The 21,147-nt window shown below is 57.4% G+C and carries 16 protein-coding genes; 6 read left to right on the top strand and 10 right to left on the bottom strand.

Features of this window, described 5'->3' with window-relative positions; all coding sequences use genetic code 11:
* Positions 1-49: 49 nt before the first annotated feature.
* The 3 genes from COA55_RS13855 to COA55_RS13845 form a co-directional block, all read right to left on the bottom strand.
* The gene (locus COA55_RS13855) at positions 50-1,222 is read right to left on the bottom strand and encodes an SO2930 family diheme c-type cytochrome (RefSeq protein ID WP_290502630.1); all 1,173 of its coding nucleotides are present in this window, start codon (positions 1,220-1,222) and stop codon (positions 50-52) included.
* Between the two features lie 10 nt (positions 1,223-1,232).
* Positions 1,233-2,441, bottom strand: a complete 1,209-nt coding sequence (locus tag COA55_RS13850; protein WP_063520614.1) for an SO2930 family diheme c-type cytochrome — start codon at positions 2,439-2,441, stop codon at positions 1,233-1,235.
* A 70-nt stretch (positions 2,442-2,511) separates the two neighbouring features.
* Positions 2,512-4,047 carry a parallel beta-helix domain-containing protein gene (locus tag COA55_RS13845; RefSeq protein ID WP_290502629.1) on the bottom strand — a complete coding sequence of 512 codons (1,536 nt, stop codon included), beginning with the start codon at positions 4,045-4,047 and terminating at the stop codon, positions 2,512-2,514.
* Between the two features lie 252 nt (positions 4,048-4,299).
* Here COA55_RS13845 and COA55_RS13840 point away from each other — a divergent pair, with 252 nt between their 5' ends.
* Positions 4,300-5,313 (top strand): AraC family transcriptional regulator, encoded by a 1,014-nt coding sequence (locus COA55_RS13840; RefSeq protein WP_290502628.1) that lies wholly within the window; start codon positions 4,300-4,302, stop codon positions 5,311-5,313.
* A 139-nt stretch (positions 5,314-5,452) separates the two neighbouring features.
* Here the strand turns inward: COA55_RS13840 and COA55_RS13835 are convergent, their stop codons facing one another.
* Both COA55_RS13835 and COA55_RS13830 read right to left on the bottom strand, forming a co-directional pair.
* The gene (locus tag COA55_RS13835; RefSeq protein ID WP_063518554.1) at positions 5,453-5,767 is read right to left on the bottom strand and encodes a DUF2288 domain-containing protein; all 315 of its coding nucleotides are present in this window, start codon (positions 5,765-5,767) and stop codon (positions 5,453-5,455) included.
* Between the two features lie 280 nt (positions 5,768-6,047).
* Positions 6,048-7,460 carry an alkaline phosphatase D family protein gene (locus COA55_RS13830; RefSeq protein WP_290502627.1) on the bottom strand — a complete coding sequence of 471 codons (1,413 nt, stop codon included), beginning with the start codon at positions 7,458-7,460 and terminating at the stop codon, positions 6,048-6,050.
* A 95-nt stretch (positions 7,461-7,555) separates the two neighbouring features.
* Between COA55_RS13830 and COA55_RS13825 the strand changes: the two genes are divergently transcribed.
* Positions 7,556-10,339, top strand: a complete 2,784-nt coding sequence (locus tag COA55_RS13825) for a hybrid sensor histidine kinase/response regulator (protein ID WP_290502626.1) — start codon at positions 7,556-7,558, stop codon at positions 10,337-10,339.
* A gap of 306 nt (positions 10,340-10,645) precedes the next feature.
* Here COA55_RS13825 and COA55_RS13820 read toward each other — a convergent pair whose 3' ends face one another.
* On the bottom strand, positions 10,646-12,745 hold the full coding sequence (locus COA55_RS13820) for an ATP-binding protein (protein ID WP_290502625.1): 2,100 nt from the start codon (positions 12,743-12,745) through the stop codon (positions 10,646-10,648).
* Positions 12,746-13,217: 472 nt separating this feature from the next.
* Between COA55_RS13820 and metG the strand changes: the two genes are divergently transcribed.
* Positions 13,218-15,251 carry a methionine--tRNA ligase gene (gene metG / locus COA55_RS13815; RefSeq protein ID WP_290502624.1) on the top strand — a complete coding sequence of 678 codons (2,034 nt, stop codon included), beginning with the start codon at positions 13,218-13,220 and terminating at the stop codon, positions 15,249-15,251.
* Positions 15,252-15,443: 192 nt separating this feature from the next.
* Here the strand turns inward: metG and COA55_RS13810 are convergent, their stop codons facing one another.
* Positions 15,444-16,136 (bottom strand): Crp/Fnr family transcriptional regulator, encoded by a 693-nt coding sequence (locus COA55_RS13810; protein WP_007149074.1) that lies wholly within the window; start codon positions 16,134-16,136, stop codon positions 15,444-15,446.
* A gap of 128 nt (positions 16,137-16,264) precedes the next feature.
* On the opposite strand from COA55_RS13810, the gene COA55_RS13805 reads away from it, so the two are divergent.
* The 3 genes from COA55_RS13805 to COA55_RS13795 all read left to right on the top strand — a co-directional run bounded on the left by COA55_RS13805 (position 16,265) and on the right by COA55_RS13795 (position 19,275).
* Positions 16,265-17,050 carry a class II aldolase/adducin family protein gene (locus COA55_RS13805; protein WP_290502623.1) on the top strand — a complete coding sequence of 262 codons (786 nt, stop codon included), beginning with the start codon at positions 16,265-16,267 and terminating at the stop codon, positions 17,048-17,050.
* 10 nt (positions 17,051-17,060) lie between these two features.
* Positions 17,061-17,657 (top strand): HD domain-containing protein, encoded by a 597-nt coding sequence (locus COA55_RS13800; RefSeq protein ID WP_290502622.1) that lies wholly within the window; start codon positions 17,061-17,063, stop codon positions 17,655-17,657.
* Positions 17,658-17,904: 247 nt separating this feature from the next.
* Positions 17,905-19,275 carry an oxygenase MpaB family protein gene (locus tag COA55_RS13795; protein ID WP_290502621.1) on the top strand — a complete coding sequence of 457 codons (1,371 nt, stop codon included), beginning with the start codon at positions 17,905-17,907 and terminating at the stop codon, positions 19,273-19,275.
* 146 nt (positions 19,276-19,421) lie between these two features.
* Here COA55_RS13795 and COA55_RS13790 read toward each other — a convergent pair whose 3' ends face one another.
* The 3 genes from COA55_RS13790 to COA55_RS13780 form a co-directional block, all read right to left on the bottom strand.
* Positions 19,422-19,787: a hypothetical protein gene (locus COA55_RS13790; protein WP_290502620.1), complete on the bottom strand. Its 366-nt coding sequence runs from the start codon at positions 19,785-19,787 to the stop codon at positions 19,422-19,424.
* Between the two features lie 365 nt (positions 19,788-20,152).
* Entirely contained in the window at positions 20,153-20,449 is a 297-nt protein-coding gene (locus tag COA55_RS13785) for a type II toxin-antitoxin system RelE/ParE family toxin (RefSeq protein WP_290502619.1), read from the bottom strand.
* Positions 20,449-20,703, bottom strand: coding sequence for a type II toxin-antitoxin system ParD family antitoxin (locus COA55_RS13780; RefSeq protein WP_007148396.1), 255 nt, complete (start codon positions 20,701-20,703; stop codon positions 20,449-20,451). The genes COA55_RS13785 and COA55_RS13780 overlap by 1 nt, the downstream gene beginning before the upstream one ends.
* Positions 20,704-21,147: the final 444 nt, after the last annotated feature.

Genomic DNA, 21,147 nt, shown 5'->3' with positions numbered 1-21,147 from the left:
CGGGGTAAACAAGAGGAGCCAGCGCAGAAATACGCAAGCAGGCGGGAATTTAATCCAGTGTGGCGCACGCTTTCGCGGGCATCGCATCAATCCACTGGCGCACCAGTGCGACCGCATCGTGGTCTGCCAGGCTGCGGCCCAGCGGCGGCATCATATCCTTGGCATTATCGGTATGGCGCTGGGCACCCAGCCGGAACGGCAACACCGAGTCAGCCGCGTTGCCGGGCACGATATCGTAGGTGAGGCCCAACGGCCCCCCGTAATACCCCTGCGCCCGGTTGCAGATGCCATAGAGGTAATCGGTAGGATCTCGCCACATTTCCAGCCGCAGGCCCGACAGCGCGCCGCTGCCCACATCGCTGTGACAGTGGCTGCAGTTGGTATCCAGGTAGGAGCGCACACGCAGGGCCAGCGGTTCGTCGGTGTCTTGCCAATCCACGGCGCGGGGCCAACTTGCCGGGGCAGGCGCATCAGCCAGCATGCCGTTTTCCTGCCAGTAAACCAGCTGGTTTTTGGCTCCACCGGCATAGAGAAAATCATGATTCAGCTGACGAGCCGTTGTGCCCAGCGGGGTCATCACTTCATTGTCAGTGCGGCCCTGGTGACACTTGCGGCAAGTCAGTACATCGGGGATCTGGTAGCGGAAATCCTGCTGCACACCGTCGACCATGACATAGGTGTCGATTACCTTGCCGGTCCGTGCCAGCGTGGCATCCTGGCCATCCGCTTGCCACTGATACGGCAACCCCACCCAGCCGGAGGCCCGGTGGATCAACAGGCGGGTTTCCATCAGGCGGTCATCGCCCCCGGCAGCGCTGACGGGCAAGGCGAAGGTTTTCACCATCACGGTGCCCACCGGGAATACCAGCCCAAAAGTGTCACGGTATTGTGCCGTGCTCCCCTCGGGCAGAAAAATAAACCGATACTTGGTGGCGTGATCACTAAAAAGGCCACTGGCCGGGGCAAATGGCAGCCCCGGCGCAGTGGGGCCCACACGAGGATCACGGCCATCAGAAAACAGTTGATACTGGGACAGACGCGAGCAGTTCACTTCCGCCAGCGCCTGCCAGTTCGGCCCGTCGCTGTCGGCAAGACAGCGCGGGTCGGTGGTATCCGGCTCGGGTTCCGGTGTGGTGGCGGCCGTATCACTACCGCCACCACTGCCACCACAAGCCGTCAGCAGCAATAGCAAGACGCTATATAGAGCGGTTCTTGTTATCACTGCGTCACCTTCACTTGGAGGAACAGGACGCGTCAGGCAGGCTGTTGATCCAGGCCTTCACCAGGGCAACACCTTCCTCATGGATCAGCGCACGGCCAAGGCGCGGCATGCTGTCCTGCGGGTTGGTGGTATCCATGCGGAAATGCAGGATCGATTCGTCTGCGTTACCCGGCACCACGTCGTAGGTCATTTCACCCTGGTCGTAGGCGATGGGGCCTTTGCAGACACCGTGCTTCTCTTTCTCAGTGTCATAGTCGCGCCAGAACTCCAGCTGCAAACCGGTGTAGGCCGCCGTCCCACCAACGCCGTGGCAGTGTGAACAATTCACGTCCAGGTAGCCTTTTGCCGCCGCCATCAGTTGTTCATCGCTATAACCACTGATCAAGCCCGCATCAGCATCGTGGTAGCTCGGCACCTTGTCTACCTGATCCAGAGCCGGCAGGCCGCTGAGAATACCCGCGTCGCTCCAGTGACTCAGCTGGTTTTCCGGGCCACTGCCATAGTCCATGTCGCCATTGAGATGGCGAGCCTTGGGGCCGATGGGAATAAACACATTGGTGTCGCCGGTATCATGGCTGTGGCACTGCTTGCACTGCGCCTTGTCGGGCACGGAATAGGTGAAGGATTCCTGGGCTCCGTTGTGCACCAGTGTCGCGGGCAACTGTGCCCCCTGAACCCGGTAGGTCGCCTCGGTGCCGTCTGCGTTCCACACATAAGGCAGCGCGGTCCAGCCGCCAGCACGATGAATCAGCAAGCGGGTTTCCAGAAGGGTTTCTGTCTTTGTCTCCGGATCATAACCCCGGTAAGCGGTATCCGCCGGCAGGGCAAAGGTCTTGGTAATGACGGTGCCCACCGGGAAGTCAAAAACGTCGTTTTCCTTATAGGTCGCACTCTGTCCATCCGGCACAAATACAAACCGGTATTTGCTGGTGTAATCGGAGAACAAAGGCGTATTCAAATCATAAGGGATGCCACCATGGGCATCCTGGGTGGGATCACAGCTGCTGGCAAAAAGGTTGTAATCCGACAGCTTTTCCAGGTTGTCGTTTTCCAGTGCCTCCCAGTTTACTTCAGCGCTGTCACTGATCTGGCAGTTCCTGGCGACCGGATCGCCACCACCATTACCAGCACCTCCACCGCCGCTACTACCGCCACCGCCGCCACAGGCAACCAGCACCGCGGCGGTAGAAAGCAGAGAAATCTGCATCAAGGTTTTCATGTCATAACTCCTGTTTCGGGGCGGCGACAAGCCGCCCCGAAATCAGACAGGTAGAAAAGATAAACAAAGGTTAGAGAACAGGGGCCGGCTTGCAGTGCTCGCTGGTGGTGTCATCCACGCCACAACCAAACTGCTCACCCTTGAAGGTCAAGGTGGCCGCCGGCAGCGCGGGCTGGCTGCAATCCAGCAGATCCATGCCCACTGCCGGGCTCAGCGTCGGTCCGGCCATGGTGGCAGCGGTAGCCGGGTCGTAGGGGTAACCGATCAAGGTATCGCCGTTATTCTGGAAACACACCTTTTGGGCATCTTCATAGGGACCAACGCCCAATGGCATCAGAGCACCGGTATTCGCCAACTGCTCGCCGGCACCGTCATACAGAATGCCAGGCCACTGCAGTTCAGGGGTCAGGGTAAACAACTGAATCATCTCCTGAATCAACGCCCCATTTGGCGCTGCACCGGCATTGGTGATGGCGTTATCGTGCACATGGATATTGCGCACAATCGGCAGCCAACCGTCTTCGATGATGGTCTGATAATCGGGACCTGCCGCATTTTCATCGGCGATAAAGAAGCTGGTCACCGCCACCGCCAGGGTGTCGTGATCGGCGATTTCATTATCGAAAATCTCCACATCGTCAGTGGACAGAACGATCACACCGGTGCCCGGCGGTACGATATGAACACCACCCGGGTTGCTGCTGCTATTGGCAAAGTTCTTGGTGTTGTTTTCGGTCACGGTGTTACCGAAGACCCGCACGCCAGAACCATAGGTGCCATTACCGATGGGCAGATCAAATACCAGCAAACCACCGGTATTGAAACGGGCGATATTGTTGTACATGTCCGCACCGGTGGAGTTCTCGATTTCGATCCCCGCCACGTTGTATTCGGCCACGTTGTTGCGCACAACAATGTTCTGTGACTGGCCCACATAGACACCGGCGTCCGCAGAGCCGCGCACGTAGCTGTTTTCCACCAGCACATTGCTGCTTTCTACCGGATACAGCCCGTAAGCACCGTTGCCCTTGTCCGGCTCCCCCTGCCATACCGTCGCGGTATAATTGATACGCACACCATCAGCATGCTGGAACTTGATGGCATTGTTGGCCGCTTCCACCACGGCCAGGCCGTAGACTTCCACATCATTGATGTTGGTAATAAACAGGCCGTCATCACCCACAGAATTGCTGAAGTCCAGAATGGTCTTGTCCATGCCCTGGCCACAAATCGTGATATCAGCAATGCGTGCCCCGCCCAGTTCGCCATCCAGCGTCAGCGTATCGTTCAGGTCAAAGCGCCCTTCCGGGAAGACGATGACGTCACCGTCCTGGGCATCCAGGAAAGCAATCTTGGCGCTGTCGGTAATGTTATTGGCATCCAGCTCGATGGCGTCTTCACCACCGCAGGCGATTTCCTGCTGCGGTACATCGGCTGGCATATCCTGCGGGAACTGATACCCCACCGGGTTCTCGCCACCACCGGTAGCGCCACCACCACTGCTGCTGCCACCGCCGCCACAGGCGGCCAGTGATACGGCCAGGGCCAACGGCGCCAGCAGACGAACCGCCGGCATTTCTACGAATTTATTCTTATCTACATTCATTATTATCTCTCTCCCGAACATCAGGACCAAAGTGTGACGCAAGTCACCATCTGGAAGGTTTTCGCGCCACGTTTATCGCAAATTGGTGCGTTATTACGCACATAGCGATGTACTATCGTACGAATTGGCTACCTTACGAGGGAGAGAGAGAGCAACATATGGCGCCAGACGCCAGCCAAACAGGGAATGTGTCGCCAGAAACCAATGCCGTTTTAAAACAACGACATAAGAATAAAATATTAGAGGCAGAACATGTTCAGCAAACATATATCCATGTTCCAGAGCGACCTGCGCTACTGGCAGAGACAAGGCCTGGATCTACTTGAATTATTGACCAGTGCCAGCCTGCCCACCTCGCTGCTGACAGAGAATGATGAGCGCCTGGACGCATCCGCTATACAGCGCCTTTTCGAACAGGCGGAAAAAAAGCTCGGTGATCCGGCCATGGGCATTCGCATTGGCCAACAGATCCTCCTGCCCGATATCGCCCCTTTGGGAGACGCCCTGCATTACTACCGGGACGGCTGGCAAGCACTAAAAGTCCTGGAACAATACTGGCCCCTGCTGACTGAAGCCCAGCAAGTGACCGTGCATGTTCAAGACAAATACGTGGCCGTTCGCTGTGCTGCCAATGGCGAAATGCCGATTCACGCCATGCAGACCCATGCCGTACTCAGTGGTTTTTTGCGTCTGGCTGATGTGGTGCTGGGTGTACAGGCAAGTAATGATGTGAAAGTGCACCTGCAGGAAAGCAGCCCCCATACGGAGTTGTTTAGTGCGTTATTGAAAGCGCCTGTCACTGGCGGCTGCCAGTACGACCAGGTGTTGTTTCCCGCCACGGTGCTGGATAGCCCGAATCCGAACCACGACGATGAGCGTTTCCAGCAGGCGCTGATCCAGTGTGACCGGACGCTTAACTCACTGCGTGATCATCACCTGATTGACCTGATACGTGAACGGCTGCGATTTCAGCTTGAAGAAGGCCATTATGACCAGCAACAACTGGCCAGTAGCCTGAACATGAGCGTGCGCAACCTTCAGCGACGCCTGAACGCACACCATACCCGGTTCCGGGATCTGCTCGATCAAGTCCGCGCAGAATTGGCTGAACAGCTGGTCCGCTACAGTGAAGCTGGTTTTGCCGAGATTGCTCACCAGCTTGGCTATGAAGACCCCTCTTCGTTCAACAAGGCTTTCAAACGCTGGCTGGGATTACCTCCCGGTGAATACCGGGCACGGCATCAGAACTCTACACCCAGCGCATAAGCCGCGCCGGACACGATAACGAGGAAGCCGGAAAGTAGAGAACAGCCTGAAGAATACAGTGTTCCAGGGCACGGAGCGTTGCGCCCGCCTATTCGACGGGCAACTCTGTCGCGCTCCGAAACCGTGATTGGCCGCCGGATTACTGTACCGTTTCCGGCTGCACCAATACCCAGGGCGGCAGCACCACTGTCCACAAGCCTTTATCTGCTGCAAACCACGCCGCAGCCTGCTCATCGGTGACTTTGTCGACCTGGGCTTTATCGCGCCACAGGGCAATCATCTCGGCCTCATCTTCTGAAAACGCCAGCGCCACCTCGATCAAATCCAGTTCCGGCGCCACGTAGACCGTCTGGCCACGGGCAAAGAACGGCTGTAGTTCTTGCCAGCTGGCCTTGGCGGTTTCCTGGTTGAGTTTGGCTTTGAGGATTTCCCGCTGTTCCGCTTGCTCAGACATGACCGACTCCTACTGTGAAGCGAGGCATTATCGGTGTTCTGCTACGGGCAATCAAAGGGGAAACGGGGACAGGGGCAAGAGACAGAAAAAGAAACGCCCGCCATTTGGGGTTGGCGGGCGTAAGCTGTACCGGGTCGAAATCGAACATCCGTGTTCCATTGCGTCCTTGCGAGATCTACTTTAGGTAAACCTCCCGCGAGAGGTAAGGCGAGAAAAGCGCCAAGTCATGTAAGCCTTTCGCCATACCCGAGATACAAAATCAGGCCCCCTCACGCCGGTATCACCATTCAATGGTTCGGCTTGCCTCCGGCACGGCCCGATTACGACGGTCGAACAGCGCGAACTGAGCGCCCTTTTCATCGAACGACACCACCGAAAAGGCATTATCACTGAACACTTCCCCCGGCACGCTAACCTGCCCCAACGGCCGGCCCCAACCGCTGTAGAGCAAGCCTGGCACCCGGATCATCGGCCGGTACCAACGAAACGCGAATAGCGCGGTGGGCCAGAACAACCCGGAGCACGTCCAGCTGTGTACCTTCTTGCCACCATTGAGTGTCAAGCTTGCATACAGAGAGGCATGCACATCCCCGCTGAGCACCACCAGTTTCTGGCTGGCACTCTTCGCCATGGCTGCCAATAGCCGCTGACGCTGATGGCGGAAGCCTTCCCAGGCATCTTTGCCACGGAACGGACGCCTCTGCTCGGGGAACATTACTACGGAGGTCACCAGCACCTTGATGCGCTCGGGATCCCGGTCCAGCCATTGGACAAAGGCCTGCTCCTGCACCTCGCTGATCATTTTGCGCTGCCAGGGCCAGCGGCTCAGTACCCGCTCGGTACGCACATCCATTACAAAAAAGTCCGCCGGCCCACGGGAAAAGGTATACCAGAATTTATCCGGGTCGCGATCCAGATAGGTACCGGCTTCATTTAATGGCGCCGCCGGGGAATGGGACGCCTGGTAGATCTGGTACGCCTTGATCGCTGCCGGATACTTGTTCGTCCATAACTCGGCGTCGGCCTTGGCTGGCCAGTTATTCTCGATTTCATGATCATCCAGGATCATGTAGCTGTTGGTTTGCCTCAGCAATTTGGCCAAGTGCTTCTGGGAAAAACTGGCCCGATAAAGGGAATCGAAATCATCCCGGGTCGTCGCCGCGCCAATGCTGTACATGGAATCGGCATAGACCTGATCCCCCCCGAACAGGACAAAATCCGGATTATACTGCGCAGCTTGCGCCGACATTTCCGCAAAAATCTTGTCGGCGCGATCATCCTGGATAATGCCATCGAGCCCCACAAACCGGTAACAACAGGAACCAAACAAGAAGGTTGTCTGATCAGCCGTGGGCTGATCGGTGGAAAAACAGCCGCTCTCAATGGCGTGCCAGTCCAGCGGCGTCTCATCCTGCTCCGCGCGCACCCAGCCCGCCTGATACTGGTAGCGGGTACCGGGTTCAAGCCCATTAACCACCACCACCCCGGAGCCATCGAAGTTCCCGTTGAGGCGAAATGTATTGGGCTCAGACCAACTGTCTTCCCCCTCTTTGCGCCAGCGAACTCGCCCCCACATAAACTTGTCGCCCGCGCCCAGCTCCCCTTTCGGCAATGCACCGAACAGGCGCACATGGTTCACACCGGACTCACCCGTAATCGGCCCCACCGCAAAGCGGTTCACTATCCCTGTCATCTGTTATTCTCCCCCTGCATTGAGCCCCCCGGCTCACGCTGCTAGCATCACTGAATAGAGGTGATGTCACCCCGTCTATTCAGGATAAAGACACTTTGCTCAAGGACTCGAAAGCCGCTCTGCTTTTATTCGTCGCTTTTGCTTCGATTTGCCTGTCTTCCCTGGCTTCAGCCAAAGGACCGGACACCCAAATCATCGGCGAACAGCAGCAACACATTCACCCCTATCAGGGCCTGTACACCTTCTGCACGCCTGCGGATCAGTCGCCTGACATTAATGCCATTCTTCAACGCACCGACCTGCCCTGGCAACCGTCCGGTGCCAGCACTCCGAATCTAGGCTTTATCACTGATCATTGCTGGTTCCGTTTCTCAGTTCGCAATCTTAATCGACTTCATGCTGACTGGCAGCTGCAAATCGACTACGCCATGCTCGGTGAAGTGGATGTCTACCAGGTGGATGCCGGCGGCACCCTCATTGCTCATTTCCAGGCCGGTATGGACCGGGATTTTTCAGTACGCCCGGGCACAGCCCCGACGCCCGCATTCCCGCTGACGCTACCCACAGGCACCGACAACGACATTTTCCTCAAGGTTGCCTCTGCGCACAGCATCCAGCTGCCGCTGGAATTGCGGACACAGGAAAGTTACAACGCCTCGGTGCAAACACAAAGCCTGGTGCAGGGAGTTTTCTTCGGCGGCATGCTGGTGATGATTCTCTACAACCTGTCGCTGTTCTTTTCCATTCGCGAAAAAGTGTACTTGCTGTATGTGTGCTGGTCTGCCGTGGTCACCCTCTTCATGGCAGTGTTGCACGGCTATGCCCACCGTTATCTGTGGCCGCATTCCATCCTGGTCAGCCAGTACATGATTCATTACTTGCTGCCCCTGATTGTGCTGCTGCCGCCACTATTTACCCTGCACTTTCTATCCCTACGGGAAAAAGCACCGCGCCTGGCCATGTGGTTACAACTACTGGTGGGCATTGGCACCGTGCTCTTCCTCGCGGCCCCCTTTACCAGCCGCACCTTCCTGATTCCGATTTCCGTCAGCGCCATTTTGCTGATGGATTTCAGTATCTTCTTCGTCGGGCTGATCCGTGCCCGTAGCGGCGACCCGGATGCGCGAATTTTCACCATCGCCTGGTCCTGCTTTATTGTTGGCGCAGCGGCCATGGCACTGAATAAATACGGTTTTGTTCCACGCAATGCGCTGACCGAAAACCTGGTTCAAATTGGTGTTTTTCTCGAAGTCGTACTGCTTTCCCTAGCGCTGGCCCGGCGCATCAATCGCTTGAAAGAAGCCCATTCCGATTCGGTGCGTGACCGCGCCATCGCGGAAATGGAAGCGTTCAAGGCTGGCGCCAGAAATCACGCCAAAAGTGAATTCCTGGCCACCATGAGCCATGAAATCCGCACGCCCATGAACGGCATCATGGGCATGACCGACCTGCTGCGCCGTACCAGCATGACCCACCAGCAGGCACAATATGTAGGCACTATTTATCAGTCCACACAGTCGTTGCTGACCGTGATTAACGATATTCTCGATTACTCGAAAATCGAGTCCGGCAAGCTGGAGCTGGATTACCAGCCCATCGCGCTGGAAAACATCGTCGATGATTGCGTGCGCCTGTTTGCACTACGCTCCAGCGAAAAATCCCTGCCGCTGTACATTCATATCGACAGTCGGGTGCCAGAGCGCATCAAGACCGATCCGATCCGCCTCAAGCAAATCATTACCAACCTGCTCAGCAATGCCTTCAAATTTACCGAGCGTGGTCACGTCGCCCTGCATGTAAACCTGAAGCAACCGGTGAACAACAAGGGCATGTGCGTGCTGATGATTGAAGTGGTCGATACCGGGATAGGCCTGGATGAAGGCCAGCAGTCGTCACTGTTCCAGGCTTTCAGCGATCTGTCTGCCAAGGGCAAGCACAACGGCGCCGGCCTCGGGCTGGTGATCTGCAAACGGTTGATCGAGCTGCTCGGCGGCGATATCGGCGTCTCCAGCTCTCTGGGGCGTGGAGCCACGTTCTGGTTATCCCTGCCGGTGGAAGTGGAAAAAGTTCAGAAGCAACCGGTGCTGGCAAATCGTACCGCCGCCATCATTTCCAGCACCGCCCCACAACTGCTTAGCCTGTCACAAATTCTCAGCCGCTGGGGCGCCAAAACGCTGGAATACCGCGACGTCATAACAGCGCTTGATCCGGCCAGCCCCGGCCAGCCCGTGGACTATCTCATCGCGGAACTGTCGGTACTGGAAAACCCCAGCTACGTGGAACGCCTGCGCGCTCACTTCGATAACCCGGCCCTGGTGCTGTTACACCCCACAGGCCAGCCCCTCAGCGGCACCCTGCCAGAAGACCTGTTACTGATAGAGACGCCATTCTCTTGCCAGGCGCTGAAGCGCAGTTTGCTTACCGGCCCCGACGAATCGCGTGCTCCATCCACCACGAAAGAACCACTGATCCGGCTGGACCGCGCCAATATGCTCAAGGTGATCGTGGCGGAGGACAATGCCGTTAACCAGCTGGTGATCGACAGCATCCTCAAATCGTTAGGTATCCATGCCACGCTGGTCAGCGACGGCGCACAAGCCGTAGAGCAAGTCCGCAACCGCCCGGATCATTGGGATATCATCTTCATGGATTGCGAAATGCCGGTGATGGACGGCTACCAGGCCACCCGGGAGATTCGTGCCCTGGAGGCCGCTCTGGAAACACCTCCGCACTGCTGGATCATTGCCCTGTCGGCCCATGCCACCGGCGATTATGTACAAAAAGCTCGCGACGCCGGGGTCGATGATTACCTCAGCAAACCGGTATCCCAGCAGCAAGTCCACGATGCACTCAGGCGTGGCCAGGGAACCTCTGGATAACTCCTTACGTGCTCAGTCTTTCAGGCTGGCTCGCAATCTATACCCCATTCGGGGCACAGAGGGCGCGTTTTTGAAGGTGTCCCCTAACTGGGATCGAGATATGTCCATCCATCGAAAAAGCGCAACAACGAGTGCGGGTCAGCCTGGAAAACCCGAAGGGCGCGGCCTGGAGCGCACATCTGCTGCGCCCTGTCTCTAGGAAAGGGAGCCACCCTTACCGTCGAGACAAGACACAACAGCTGTACGCTCCAGGTCACGCTGAGCATGCAAGGAGTTATTCAGAGGTTCCCCAGGTCTCCAGAGACATTACCGGCTAACGGAAACCGTTGAGGGGTTAAGGAGTTGCGCGCACACCGCCAGCAGCTCCCTCATCCGTACCGGCTTACCCAGAAAGGCATCACAACCGGCGTCCAGACAACGCTGGCGATCCACCGCCAGCACGTTGGCCGTCAGCGCCAATAGGGGGCCGCCATACCCCCGGTCACGCAGGGCCTGGGCAGTTTCATAGCCATCCATCACCGGCATCTGCATATCCAGCACAACCAGATCGTAAGCGCCGTCGGCCACCTGAAAGGCCGCGCAGGCTTCTTTCCCATGCTCCGCTTCTGTCACCTGCATGCCCGCCTGTTCCAGCACCTTGCGCACAAATAGACGATTCACTGCGTTATCTTCCACCAGCAACGCACGCATACCATCCAGTGAAGCCAACGCCCCCTGAGAAGCCGGCAGGTTATCCTGTCTGTCACCAGAGACCGGTGGAACCGTGTGACAGGCCCGCACCAATGGTATCTCCAACACAAAACGACTCCCCTGATTCAAGGTGCTGAAGACCTGAATATCCCCGTCCTGGGCGCGGGCCAATTGCCGGGCAATACTCAACCCCAGACCGGTACCGGTATAGCGACGGGTATGCGATGCGTCTGCCTGGGAGAAAGGCTGAAAGATACGGTTCAGCTCGCTTTCACTGATGCCGATCCCGGTATCTTCCACTGATACAGTCAGGCGCGACGTCTCTTCATCCCAGTTAACTCGCACATGCACCTGCCCCTGCTCGGTGAATTTCACCGCATTGCCAATCAAATTGACCAGTATCTGGCGCAAGCGAAACGCATCACCACTGACCGTCGGCGGCATGTCTGCCAGGTAATCAATACGCAAGGCAATATCTTTTTCAATAGCACGCAACTGCAGGCTGTCGATGATTTCATCGAACAGTACCCTTACAGAGAACAGCCGTTGCTCCGGGTGCAATTGACCTGCCTCAATCCGTGACAGATCAAGCACATCATTAATCAGCGCCAGCAACGCATCTCCGTTGTGCTGAATGATGGTCAGATAACGCCGTTTGTCCGCCGCCCCGAGCGAGCCATCGCGCAATAATTCGGTGTAACCGAGAATGGCCGTCATTGGCGTGCGGATTTCATGGCTGATATTGGCCAGAAACTGGCTTTTGGTCTGGCTGGCATCTTCGGCCTGCATCCTCGCTTCCGCCAACTGGATCTGGGCATGGTGAATGCTGTCCACCATGGCATTGAAGTCTTCCGCCAGTGCACCAATTTCATCGCTTCCCAGTACTGGCACACGCTGATCCAGAGCACCGCCGCGGGCAATCGAACGCACGGCGTTATGCACCAAATTCAAACGCCCAAACAGCATGGGTTGAATGCGGCAATTAATCACGAACACGGTAATCGCGGTCAGCACCACCATAATCAGCGCCACCAACAAGACTGCATAGAGCATGCTCTGGTAACCGTCATGGGGAATTTCGACAATCACCTCCAACGGCGTCTCCCCAAGGAAATCCGGAATAGGGAAACGTCCCTGTAACTGCCCCCCCTCCACCTCGCCCAGGCCGCGACTCACCGGACCATCACCCTGGGCTTTCTGCACGAACAAGGCATGCCCTACCCGCTCGGACAGGTAACTCAACCAGCCACTGTCCAACCACACGCCCAACAGATAGGCCTGGCAACCATTTTCCACCGCAGTACTAAACAGCAATGGCCTACCGTCTACCTTCACCACCCCCCAAATAGGCATACAACCTTGTTCGGTGAAACGCCGCGCCAGGGTCTCGAACACCGGCGAATCCACTCCCGGCTCCCCGTTATCCCAGCGAATGACATCGTTATCCAGCGCCATCATCAGGTCCAGGTGACCAACGCCCCCCTGATTCACCGGTGCCTGCTCAGGCTGCTGGCTCCAGTCCTGCGCCCGTACCCGCAACACCGACAGCTGATCCAGGAAAGCGGCTTCCACCTTGCCCAGCTCACGTTCCGCATTGCGCTCCGCGAGGGTATCCACCAACGACAGATTCACCCAATACAGGGCCACCGTTGCCAGCGCCACACAGATAGCCGCAGAAACCACCAGTAACCAGCGAATACGAACTCTCAGCGACATTGCCCACCCCCTCACAACTAACCGCAGACACTAGGGTCTGTTCACACTCATTCCGTGGTCCCTGCTGGCGTCATTTTTTTGTCCAGATGTTCCAACCGATACGCAGTGTAGTTGTTCTACATAAGTAAAGGTTGGGACTGCTGGGCGGAAAAAGGGCCCAGCCCTTCGGGTTGAGGCCCAAAATGCGCCACTCGTTGTTGCTCGTCGCTCATTTGGAGACACCAAACATCTCTCCTCGCGCCTGGATTGGCGCATTTTGGGCCGCAACAGGGAGCATGGAATGAGTGTGAACAGACCCTAGCACATCGCCGCACCGCCACAACGCTTGTCCACTCCAGCGGTGCCGTTCTCAGTATGGCCGTCAGGGGGCACGCAGCACCTGACTCGCAGCTTGTGGAGAACACAGGATGAAAAACCCCGGCAGCCCCCGTATCATAGGCCACCCATTTTTTGGAAAAACGACGCCGTTCCCATGAGTGACACTCCCCGCAAGATACTGGTCACCAGTGCCCTTCCCTATGCCAATGGCCCCATTCACCTGGGTCATTTGCTGGAATACATCCAGACCGACATCTGGGTTCGCTTCCAGAAACTCCGTGGCCAGCAGTGTACCTATGTCTGCGCTGACGATGCCCATGGCACCGCCATCATGCTCAAGGCCGAGGAAAACGGCGTCACTCCGGAACAGCAGATTGCCCAGGTGAAGGCGGACCACGAGCGGGACTTCGCCGATTTCCAGGTGAATTTCGACAACTATTACAGCACCCACAGCGCCGAGAACCGGGCGCTGTCGGAAATGGTTTTCCAGCGCAACAAGGATGCCGGCTACATCCTGGAAAAGACCATTACCCAGCTGTACGACCCGCAGAAAGGCATGTTCCTCGCCGATCGCTTCGTCAAGGGCACCTGTCCCAAGTGCAAGAGCGAAGACCAGTACGGCGACAACTGTGAAGTGTGCGGCGCCACCTACACCCCGGCGGAGCTGATCGATCCCTACTCCTCGGTCAGCGGCGCCACCCCGGTGGAAAAAGAAACCACCCAGCTGTTCTTCGACCTGCCCAAGTTCGAGCCTCTGCTGCGCGAGTGGACCCGCTCCGGCGCCCTGCAGGAACAAGTAGCCAACAAGCTGCAGGAATGGATCGAAGACCTGCAGCCCTGGGATATCTCCCGTGAAGCCCCCTACTTCGGCTTCGAGATCCCCGGCTACCCGGGCAAATATTTCTACGTGTGGCTGGATGCACCCATCGGCTACATGGCCAGCTTCCAGAACTACTGTGATCGCGAAGGCCTGAACTTCGACGATTACTGGGGCAAGGACTCCACCGCCGAGTTGTACCACTTCATCGGCAAGGACATCATCAACTTCCATGGCCTGTTCTGGCCCGCCATGCTGGACGGTGCCGGGTTGCGTAAACCCACCGCCATCTACAGCCACGGCTTTGTCACCGTGAACGGCGCCAAGATGTCCAAGTCCCGCGGCACCTTCATCAAGGCCCGCACCTACCTGGATCACCTGAGCCCGGAGTATCTGCGCTACTACTTCGCCGCCAAACTCTCCAGCCGGGTGGATGATTTCGACCTGAACCTGGAAGACTTCGCCCAGCGAGTGAACTCGGATCTGGTCGGCAAGCTGGTCAACATCGCCAGCCGCACCGGCAACTTCGTGAAAAAATTCGGCGGCACGCTCAGTACCGATCTGGACAACATGATGCTGGTGCGCGAAGTCCAGGAAGCGGGCCCACGCATTGCCGATTTCTACGAGAAACGCGAATTCGGCAAGGCCATGCGTGAAATCATGGCACTGGCTGACCACGCCAACGGCTACATCGCCGACAAGGCACCCTGGAGTCTTTCCAAGGAAGAGGGCAAGGAGCAGGAAGTGCTGGCCATCTGCAGCACCGCCATCAACGTGTTCCGTCTGCTGGTGATCTACCTGAAACCGGTCTTGCCGGCTTTGGCCGAGCGTGCAGAAGCCTTCATGCAGGTGGAGCCACTTACCTGGGCCGACGCAGGCCAGTTGCTGCTGGGCCATGAAATCGCCAAGTTCAAACCCCTGCTCAACCGTATCGACATGACGCAGGTGGAAGCCATGCTGGCGGATTCCAAGGACAGTACGCCGGCACCGGTTGCCGACAAGCCCCAAAAAGCAGACGCGAAAAAAGCGGATGCCGACGACGAAACCATCAGCATTGATGATTTTCTCAAGGTGAAACTGCGCGTGGCCCGTGTAGCCAAGGCGGCTCACGTGGAAGGCGCCGACAAGCTGCTGCAGCTGACACTGGACGTGGGTGAGCTGGGCGAGCGCAACGTCTTCGCCGGCATCAAGGCCCGTTACGCACCGGAAGAACTGGAAGGCAAACTGGTGGTACTGGTGGCCAACCTGGCACCGCGCAAGATGAAGTTCGGCGTCTCCGAAGGCATGGTACTGGCCGCCGGCCCCGGCGGGGATGACATTCACATCCTCAGCCCGGACAGTGGCGCTGAACCGGGCATGGAAGTGCGTTAAACGGAAGTGCGCTAATTAGCGACATAAAAAAACCGGCCAACGCCGGTTTTTTTATGTCTGTCTCAAATCAAACCACAGCAGGAATGTCGGGTTACGGCTACGCCTAACACGACCTACGAGTGTGCGCGGGCAATATCGTATAAGTAGGTCGAATTAGCCTGAAAGGCGTAATCCGACAAGCAGCACTCAGCATCAATTCAGCGTCGCCAAGTGTTCCCGCAGCGCCGCCTCATCTTCGATCGTGATGCGCCCGTAGCCCAGCGTGATCAGCCCCTGCGCCTCAAACGCCTTGAGCGTCCGGTGCACTCCCTGGCGGGTCATCCCCATCATGTTGGCAATATGTTCACGGGTCAGGCGCACCGTCACCGGTCCACTTTCCGGCTTGCCACCCCGCTGCATTTGCGACAGGAACAGCAAACGCTGCCCGATCCGCGCCTGAGTCCCCCGCAGCGCATCTTCTTCGATCATGGAGATGGCAGACCACAGCCGCTGGCTGATCAGATCCAGCACCACCGGATAGCTCTGCGGGTAGCGTTGCAGCAAGTCGCGGAAAAACGGGCCTGGTACTTCCACCAACACCGCCGCCTCATGGGCCGTGGCGCCATAGACCCGCCCGGTACCGGGGGAAAACACCGCATCGCCAAACCAGGTACCGCTGTCAAAAATGATCAGCACGGCTTCCTGACCCTGGGCATTCACCGAACTGATCCGCACCAGGCCCTCGGCAATCACACACAGGTTGGACTGGGGTTCGCCCTTCTCATAAATCGGCTGGTTGGCCTGAAACGAACGCACCCGGGCGTGCCGCGCCGCTTCATGCAGGGCAGCATCGGGAAATCCGGCCAGTAAGGGGCAGTGCCGCAGCACCGTGTAGGCATCCGTCATGGAGCAATTGTAAACCAGTTGACAGTTTTCTCCCTAACCCCGGGCCTACACTCAAGGGATTGGAAAATCGATTACCTTAAATAAGGGTCCCTGACCCCAATAAGACCCACACAACGGGAGAGCGCTACATGAACAGCCAGGTCAATATTAACCCAGCTACCGTCCCCTCCAGGAAAGGCAGCGTCAGCGCCGAAGAATGGCAGCTGCGCGTGGATCTCGCCGCCGCCTACCGGCTCATCGCCCTGCACGGCTGGGATGATCTTATCTTTACCCACCTGTCCGCCCGCATCCCCGGCGACGAGCACCATTTCCTGATCAACCCCTACGGCATGATGTTCGACGAGATCACCGCCTCCAGCCTGGTGCGCGTGGATCAGGAAGGTAACAAGCTGGACGACAGCGATTACGACATCAACCCGGCCGGGTTCACCATCCACAGTGCTATCCACGCCGTGCGCGACGATGCGGCCTGTGTCATGCACACCCACACCACCGCCGGCGTCGCCGTCTCCGCCCAGCAGGAAGGTTTACTGGCCCTGTCGCAACAAAGCCTGTTTCCGCTGGCCAGCCTGGCCTATCACGACTACGAAGGCGTGGCCCTGCGCGATGACGAAAAAGCGCGCCTGCAAGCCGACCTGGGCGACGCCAACTTCATGATCCTGCGTAACCATGGTCTGCTCACCGTGGGTAGCACCATCGCCGACACCTTCCTGGGCATGTTTATCCTCCAGCGCGCCTGTGAAATCCAGCTGCAAGCCCTGTCCGGCAACCGCCCGCTGACGCCGATCCCGGACGGCATCGTCGACACCATCAAGCAACAGGCATCGCAGGTGACCAAGGGCATGGGCGGCAACCTGGCGTGGCCCGGCCTGCTCCGCAAGCTGGACCGCAACAACCCCGGCTACGCGGAATAAGGAGCGCACCATGAATGACATGACCGCACCCCGCGCCCAGTTCACCCACATGAAGGACGGCACCGGCGAGGACTGGCAGATCATCGCCAAGTCCTTCGGTGACTTCAGCAAGGGCCTGTCCGATCGCATCATGACGCACCTGCGCCTGCTGGAAGGTGACTTCGGTGGTTTCAAGATCGACCGTTTTCAGCACTGCCTGCAAACCGCCACCCTGGCCCACCGTGACGGCAAGGATGACGAATACGTGGTCTGTGCCCTGCTGCACGACATCGGCGACACCCTGGGCACCTTCAACCACGCCGACGTGGCCGCCGTGCTGCTGGAACCGTTCGTTAGCGATGCCAACCACTGGATGGTGAAACACCACGCCATCTTCCAGGGTTACTATTTCTTCCATTACCTGGGCATGGATCGCGACATACGCGAGAACTTCAAGGATCACCCGCACTATCGGCAGACCCTGGAGTTCGTCAGCAAATACGATTCCCCCGCCTTCGATCCGGACGGAGAAATCCTGCCACTGGATTACTTCGAACCCATGCTGCGTAAGGTCTTCGCCGAACCGCGCAAATCTCTCTACAAGGAAGCCATGGCGGAACAAGGCTAGTCGCGTCATCCCCAGGTGGCCCTCTTCCGTCCGGGAGAGGGCCTCACTACCCGAATAAACACTATCGCCACAACCGTCTCCCCAAGAAAAACAAACCCCTCCCCTGTGTTTCCCCTGCGTTCATTCCTCTCTGTCCATTCAGGCCAAAAACCAACGAGTTCTCACGATTGTGCTTTCCTGCCATTGTCACCGACACACCGTAAACCCAATGTATACATACATTAAATGCCGTTTTTAGAGGTTAGTGATGGCACAGTCACTGGATGCACTTTGGGAAAAAGTGCGCGCGCAGAAAACCCGCATTCCTTCCCTGTATGGCGATATTGATTTCGATGTCACCCCGGAACGTTTTACCGACGACATCAACACCCGCAGCGCCCTGCCGGAGAAATTTTCCCGCAAATACCGCGGCGGCATTCTTGCCGACAAGGAAAAAGTGGAACGGGCCCGGGCCTACACCCTGCTCGGCGATACCGTCTCCGATGCCTATGCCGCACTGATGCCGGAATACGGCTTTCGCAACCTGATCACCATGCTCAAGAAAGCCTGCGATGAAGGCCTGGAAGCCGTGGATAATGCTCCCCAGGAGCTGATTGATTTCATCACCGCCATGGAAACCACCCCGGACTGGGTGGACATGGAGCTGGTCCGCGAAGGCGCGCGCCTCAGTCGTAACCAGATGGTGAACCTGGCCCCCTACGTGATTCGTGGTGCCTTCGTCGCCACCTTCATGAACAAGTACTCCGGCCTGCCCATGGCCATTACCGGCACCCTGGCCAACGACTCGGTGAACCAGCGCATCAACGAAACCGCCAGCTTCTTCACCACCGCCACCTTGCCCGGCGCGCTGGAACGCTTTGGCCCCGGCTTCAAGGCCGCCGCCATGGTGCGCCTGATGCACTCCATGGTGCGCTTCAACATCATCAAGCGCGCCACCCCCGACAAGGGCGGCCCCTGGGACCCGGCGGTCTACGGCATTCCCATCCCCCAGGTAGACCAGATGCCCGCCGGCACCATGCCCGCCTACCTCACCGCCTTCAAGGCGCTGAGAAAAGGCCGCAAACACTTCACCGCCAACGAGCGTGCCATCGTCGAGCTGTCCCGCTATGAATGCTTCCTGCTGGGCCTGCCCGAAGAACTGCTACCCGCCGAGGCACCGGACATCATCGACACCATGCTCACCTACTCCGGCACCCTGCGCGAAGGTTACGACGACGAGACCTGCGGCGAACTGACCCGCGCCACCATGTCGGTCTACCGCCCCAAGGACGAAAAGCTGATCAGCAAAGTGCACAACCGGGTGGAACGCAGCTTCTCCAAAGTCTTCTTTACCCAGGCATTCCTGGGCCGCAAAGACAAATCGAAAGCGAAAGAAATGGGCGTGGAACCACACCTGATAGATTATGCCCTGTTCACCGTGGGCAACCTGTTCGTGGTGCCACGCCTGATCGCCTACCGAACGCTGCAGGATATCCCGGTGGCCAACAAGCTGGCGGACAAAATACTGGTGAAGAGAATCAAGGAACTATTGGTGGACTATGGCCACGCGGAATACACCACCGACGCCAATCAGTACGCCCCAACAACACAGGAAAGTAAACAGGAAACCGCCGCCTGAAGGCGGCGCAGGTGTCGGGTTACGGCTACGCCTAACCCGACCTACGAAGCTACGAAACACGGTTTTTGTAGGTCGAATTCACCCAAGGGTTACACGAACTTCCAGTAGGTCGAATTAGCCTGAAAGGCGTAATCCGACAAAGTACCCTACAACCCCAGATACTCCGCAATCAGAAACGCATCCCCAATGCCTTCCCGCTTGCCAAAGTAGCTCACCGGGTCTCGCTGATCGTCCTCAATCGACCCTACCTCACAATCAATGTGGTATTGCTTGGCCAGATGGTTAAACAGATTCACCGGCTCCTTCAGCTGGATCTTTTTCTTCACCGGCAGGCTGATGCCCAGCACCCAGTCCTCGCAATCCTCACTCTCGCAGTCATCAATCAGCGAGGCCACTTCATTGGCATCCACATACGCCTGCAACGCAGCTTGCAGATCAGCCAAGTTACGCTTGAGCTTCTTTTCCTGCTTTTCATCAAGGCGATCACAGGCGACCAGAAGGTAGACGAGCATAGTGGGTGTCCGGGGTTGGGATTTTGTGGCCACTGTACCACAACAAGGCGGGTTTCATTCGCAGCAGCAGAACCAGCAACCCCACATCGCCACACATTCAGGAAGGCCGAATTCACCCAAGGGCACAGAGAGCCTGAAAGGCCTAATCCGACAAGGTTTATCACAAGCCGAAAGCTCAGGGAAAAACGGAGGCACGCTCAACATCTTGATTCCCGAAAGCCGAAGAGCCAATGGGAGCCCTGCCCCTATTGATTCTGGAAAATCAGGAGCGCAGCGAGTAATTTTCCGAGTGCAGCTACTTATTGGGAGACAACAGCACGGTGCAGGATGGAAATTTTTAAGCCGCGCCGAAAATATAACTCCGACTACTCCAGAAGCCTTTCCGGTGCATCCATGACCTCGTGCAACACACGAACAACAAGCACTTCCGACTCAAGCAGTCGATAAAAAACAACGTGATGCTCGACCTGTAATTTGCGATACCCAGAAAAAACATGGTCGTAGTTCGCGCCAAGCGATAGATGAGCAATCAGCCGCTTCATGCCGGCCTCAAGCCGATCCACGTAATTATCCGCCTGATCAACGCCCCATTCCTCACAGGCATACACCCAAATCCCAATAAAATCGGATTCCGCCCTCGGCGTGACGTTCAACGTAAGCACTAATCGGCAGCCTTAATCCGCTTACGGCCAGCCGCCTTGATAGCCGATATATCCAACGGTTTCGGTTCCCCGCTGGACTCACCCTCAGCGAGGGCTTGCCTCAGCATGGCAAGACGTTCTTTGGTCTGTTGGTCCCTTCGGATGAGATCGCGGATGTACTCACTATCGTTGCCAAAGTGGCCGCTTTCAATCTGGGCTTTCACCCAGCCGTCTTGCTGTTCGGTCAGCGTGATGGTTTTCCGGTGCATGCTCATGGCTGGTGCTCCTAACATGGCAGAGGTATGACATTATCATACCCTTTCCTCGCGCCGAATCAATGCTCATCTTCTTGCCACCCAACGCCCGGCGCAGCGGGCAAATTGGAGCGAGGAACGAGCAGAAATTTAATCCGCCTGCCGCCGCTTGTTATGCATTTGCAGCATTATCAAGGCCAACAATAGCCTGGCTGACTCTCTCGCCAGTGCAGCTCGTTTGGTGACCCCAGCATGATGCGCAAACTCTACCATGCACATTTCGTTCACCTTCCAGCACAATCACAGGCGTAACCCCGTCACCTGCGTGTCCGCGCCGAGCGGTCATGGCTTCATTAGTTGTAGATTGGTAGTTGGCGCCGCCCTCTCCTACAAACCCATAGACCTGATCAAAGGTCAACGAGACATCTACCGGAGCTCCTTCGCTTCCATGTGGGTGTGGCATGT

The organism is Alcanivorax sp. (assembly GCF_002733835.1).
In the GTDB taxonomy this organism is placed as follows: domain Bacteria; phylum Pseudomonadota; class Gammaproteobacteria; order Pseudomonadales; family Alcanivoracaceae; genus Alcanivorax.
Note: the sequence above shows the minus strand (reverse complement) of the source record. Positions and strands in the feature narration are given on the sequence as shown.

What these genes read in the sequence shown, in the direction of transcription:
- COA55_RS13850 (WP_063520614.1), bottom strand. Translation starts at nt 2,441, where the DNA reads ATGAAAACCTTGATGCAGATTTCTCTGCTTTCTACCGCCGCGGTGCTG.
- COA55_RS13845 (WP_290502629.1), bottom strand. Translation starts at nt 4,047, where the DNA reads ATGAATGTAGATAAGAATAAATTCGTAGAAATGCCGGCGGTTCGTCTG.
- COA55_RS13840 (WP_290502628.1), top strand. Translation starts at nt 4,300, where the DNA reads ATGTTCAGCAAACATATATCCATGTTCCAGAGCGACCTGCGCTACTGG.
- COA55_RS13835 (WP_063518554.1), bottom strand. Translation starts at nt 5,767, where the DNA reads ATGTCTGAGCAAGCGGAACAGCGGGAAATCCTCAAAGCCAAACTCAAC.
- COA55_RS13830 (WP_290502627.1), bottom strand. Translation starts at nt 7,460, where the DNA reads ATGACAGGGATAGTGAACCGCTTTGCGGTGGGGCCGATTACGGGTGAG.
- COA55_RS13820 (WP_290502625.1), bottom strand. Translation starts at nt 12,745, where the DNA reads ATGTCGCTGAGAGTTCGTATTCGCTGGTTACTGGTGGTTTCTGCGGCT.
- metG (WP_290502624.1), top strand. Translation starts at nt 13,218, where the DNA reads ATGAGTGACACTCCCCGCAAGATACTGGTCACCAGTGCCCTTCCCTAT.
- COA55_RS13810 (WP_007149074.1), bottom strand. Translation starts at nt 16,136, where the DNA reads ATGACGGATGCCTACACGGTGCTGCGGCACTGCCCCTTACTGGCCGGA.
- COA55_RS13805 (WP_290502623.1), top strand. Translation starts at nt 16,265, where the DNA reads ATGAACAGCCAGGTCAATATTAACCCAGCTACCGTCCCCTCCAGGAAA.
- COA55_RS13800 (WP_290502622.1), top strand. Translation starts at nt 17,061, where the DNA reads ATGAATGACATGACCGCACCCCGCGCCCAGTTCACCCACATGAAGGAC.
- COA55_RS13795 (WP_290502621.1), top strand. Translation starts at nt 17,905, where the DNA reads ATGGCACAGTCACTGGATGCACTTTGGGAAAAAGTGCGCGCGCAGAAA.
- COA55_RS13790 (WP_290502620.1), bottom strand. Translation starts at nt 19,787, where the DNA reads ATGCTCGTCTACCTTCTGGTCGCCTGTGATCGCCTTGATGAAAAGCAG.
- COA55_RS13780 (WP_007148396.1), bottom strand. Translation starts at nt 20,703, where the DNA reads ATGAGCATGCACCGGAAAACCATCACGCTGACCGAACAGCAAGACGGC.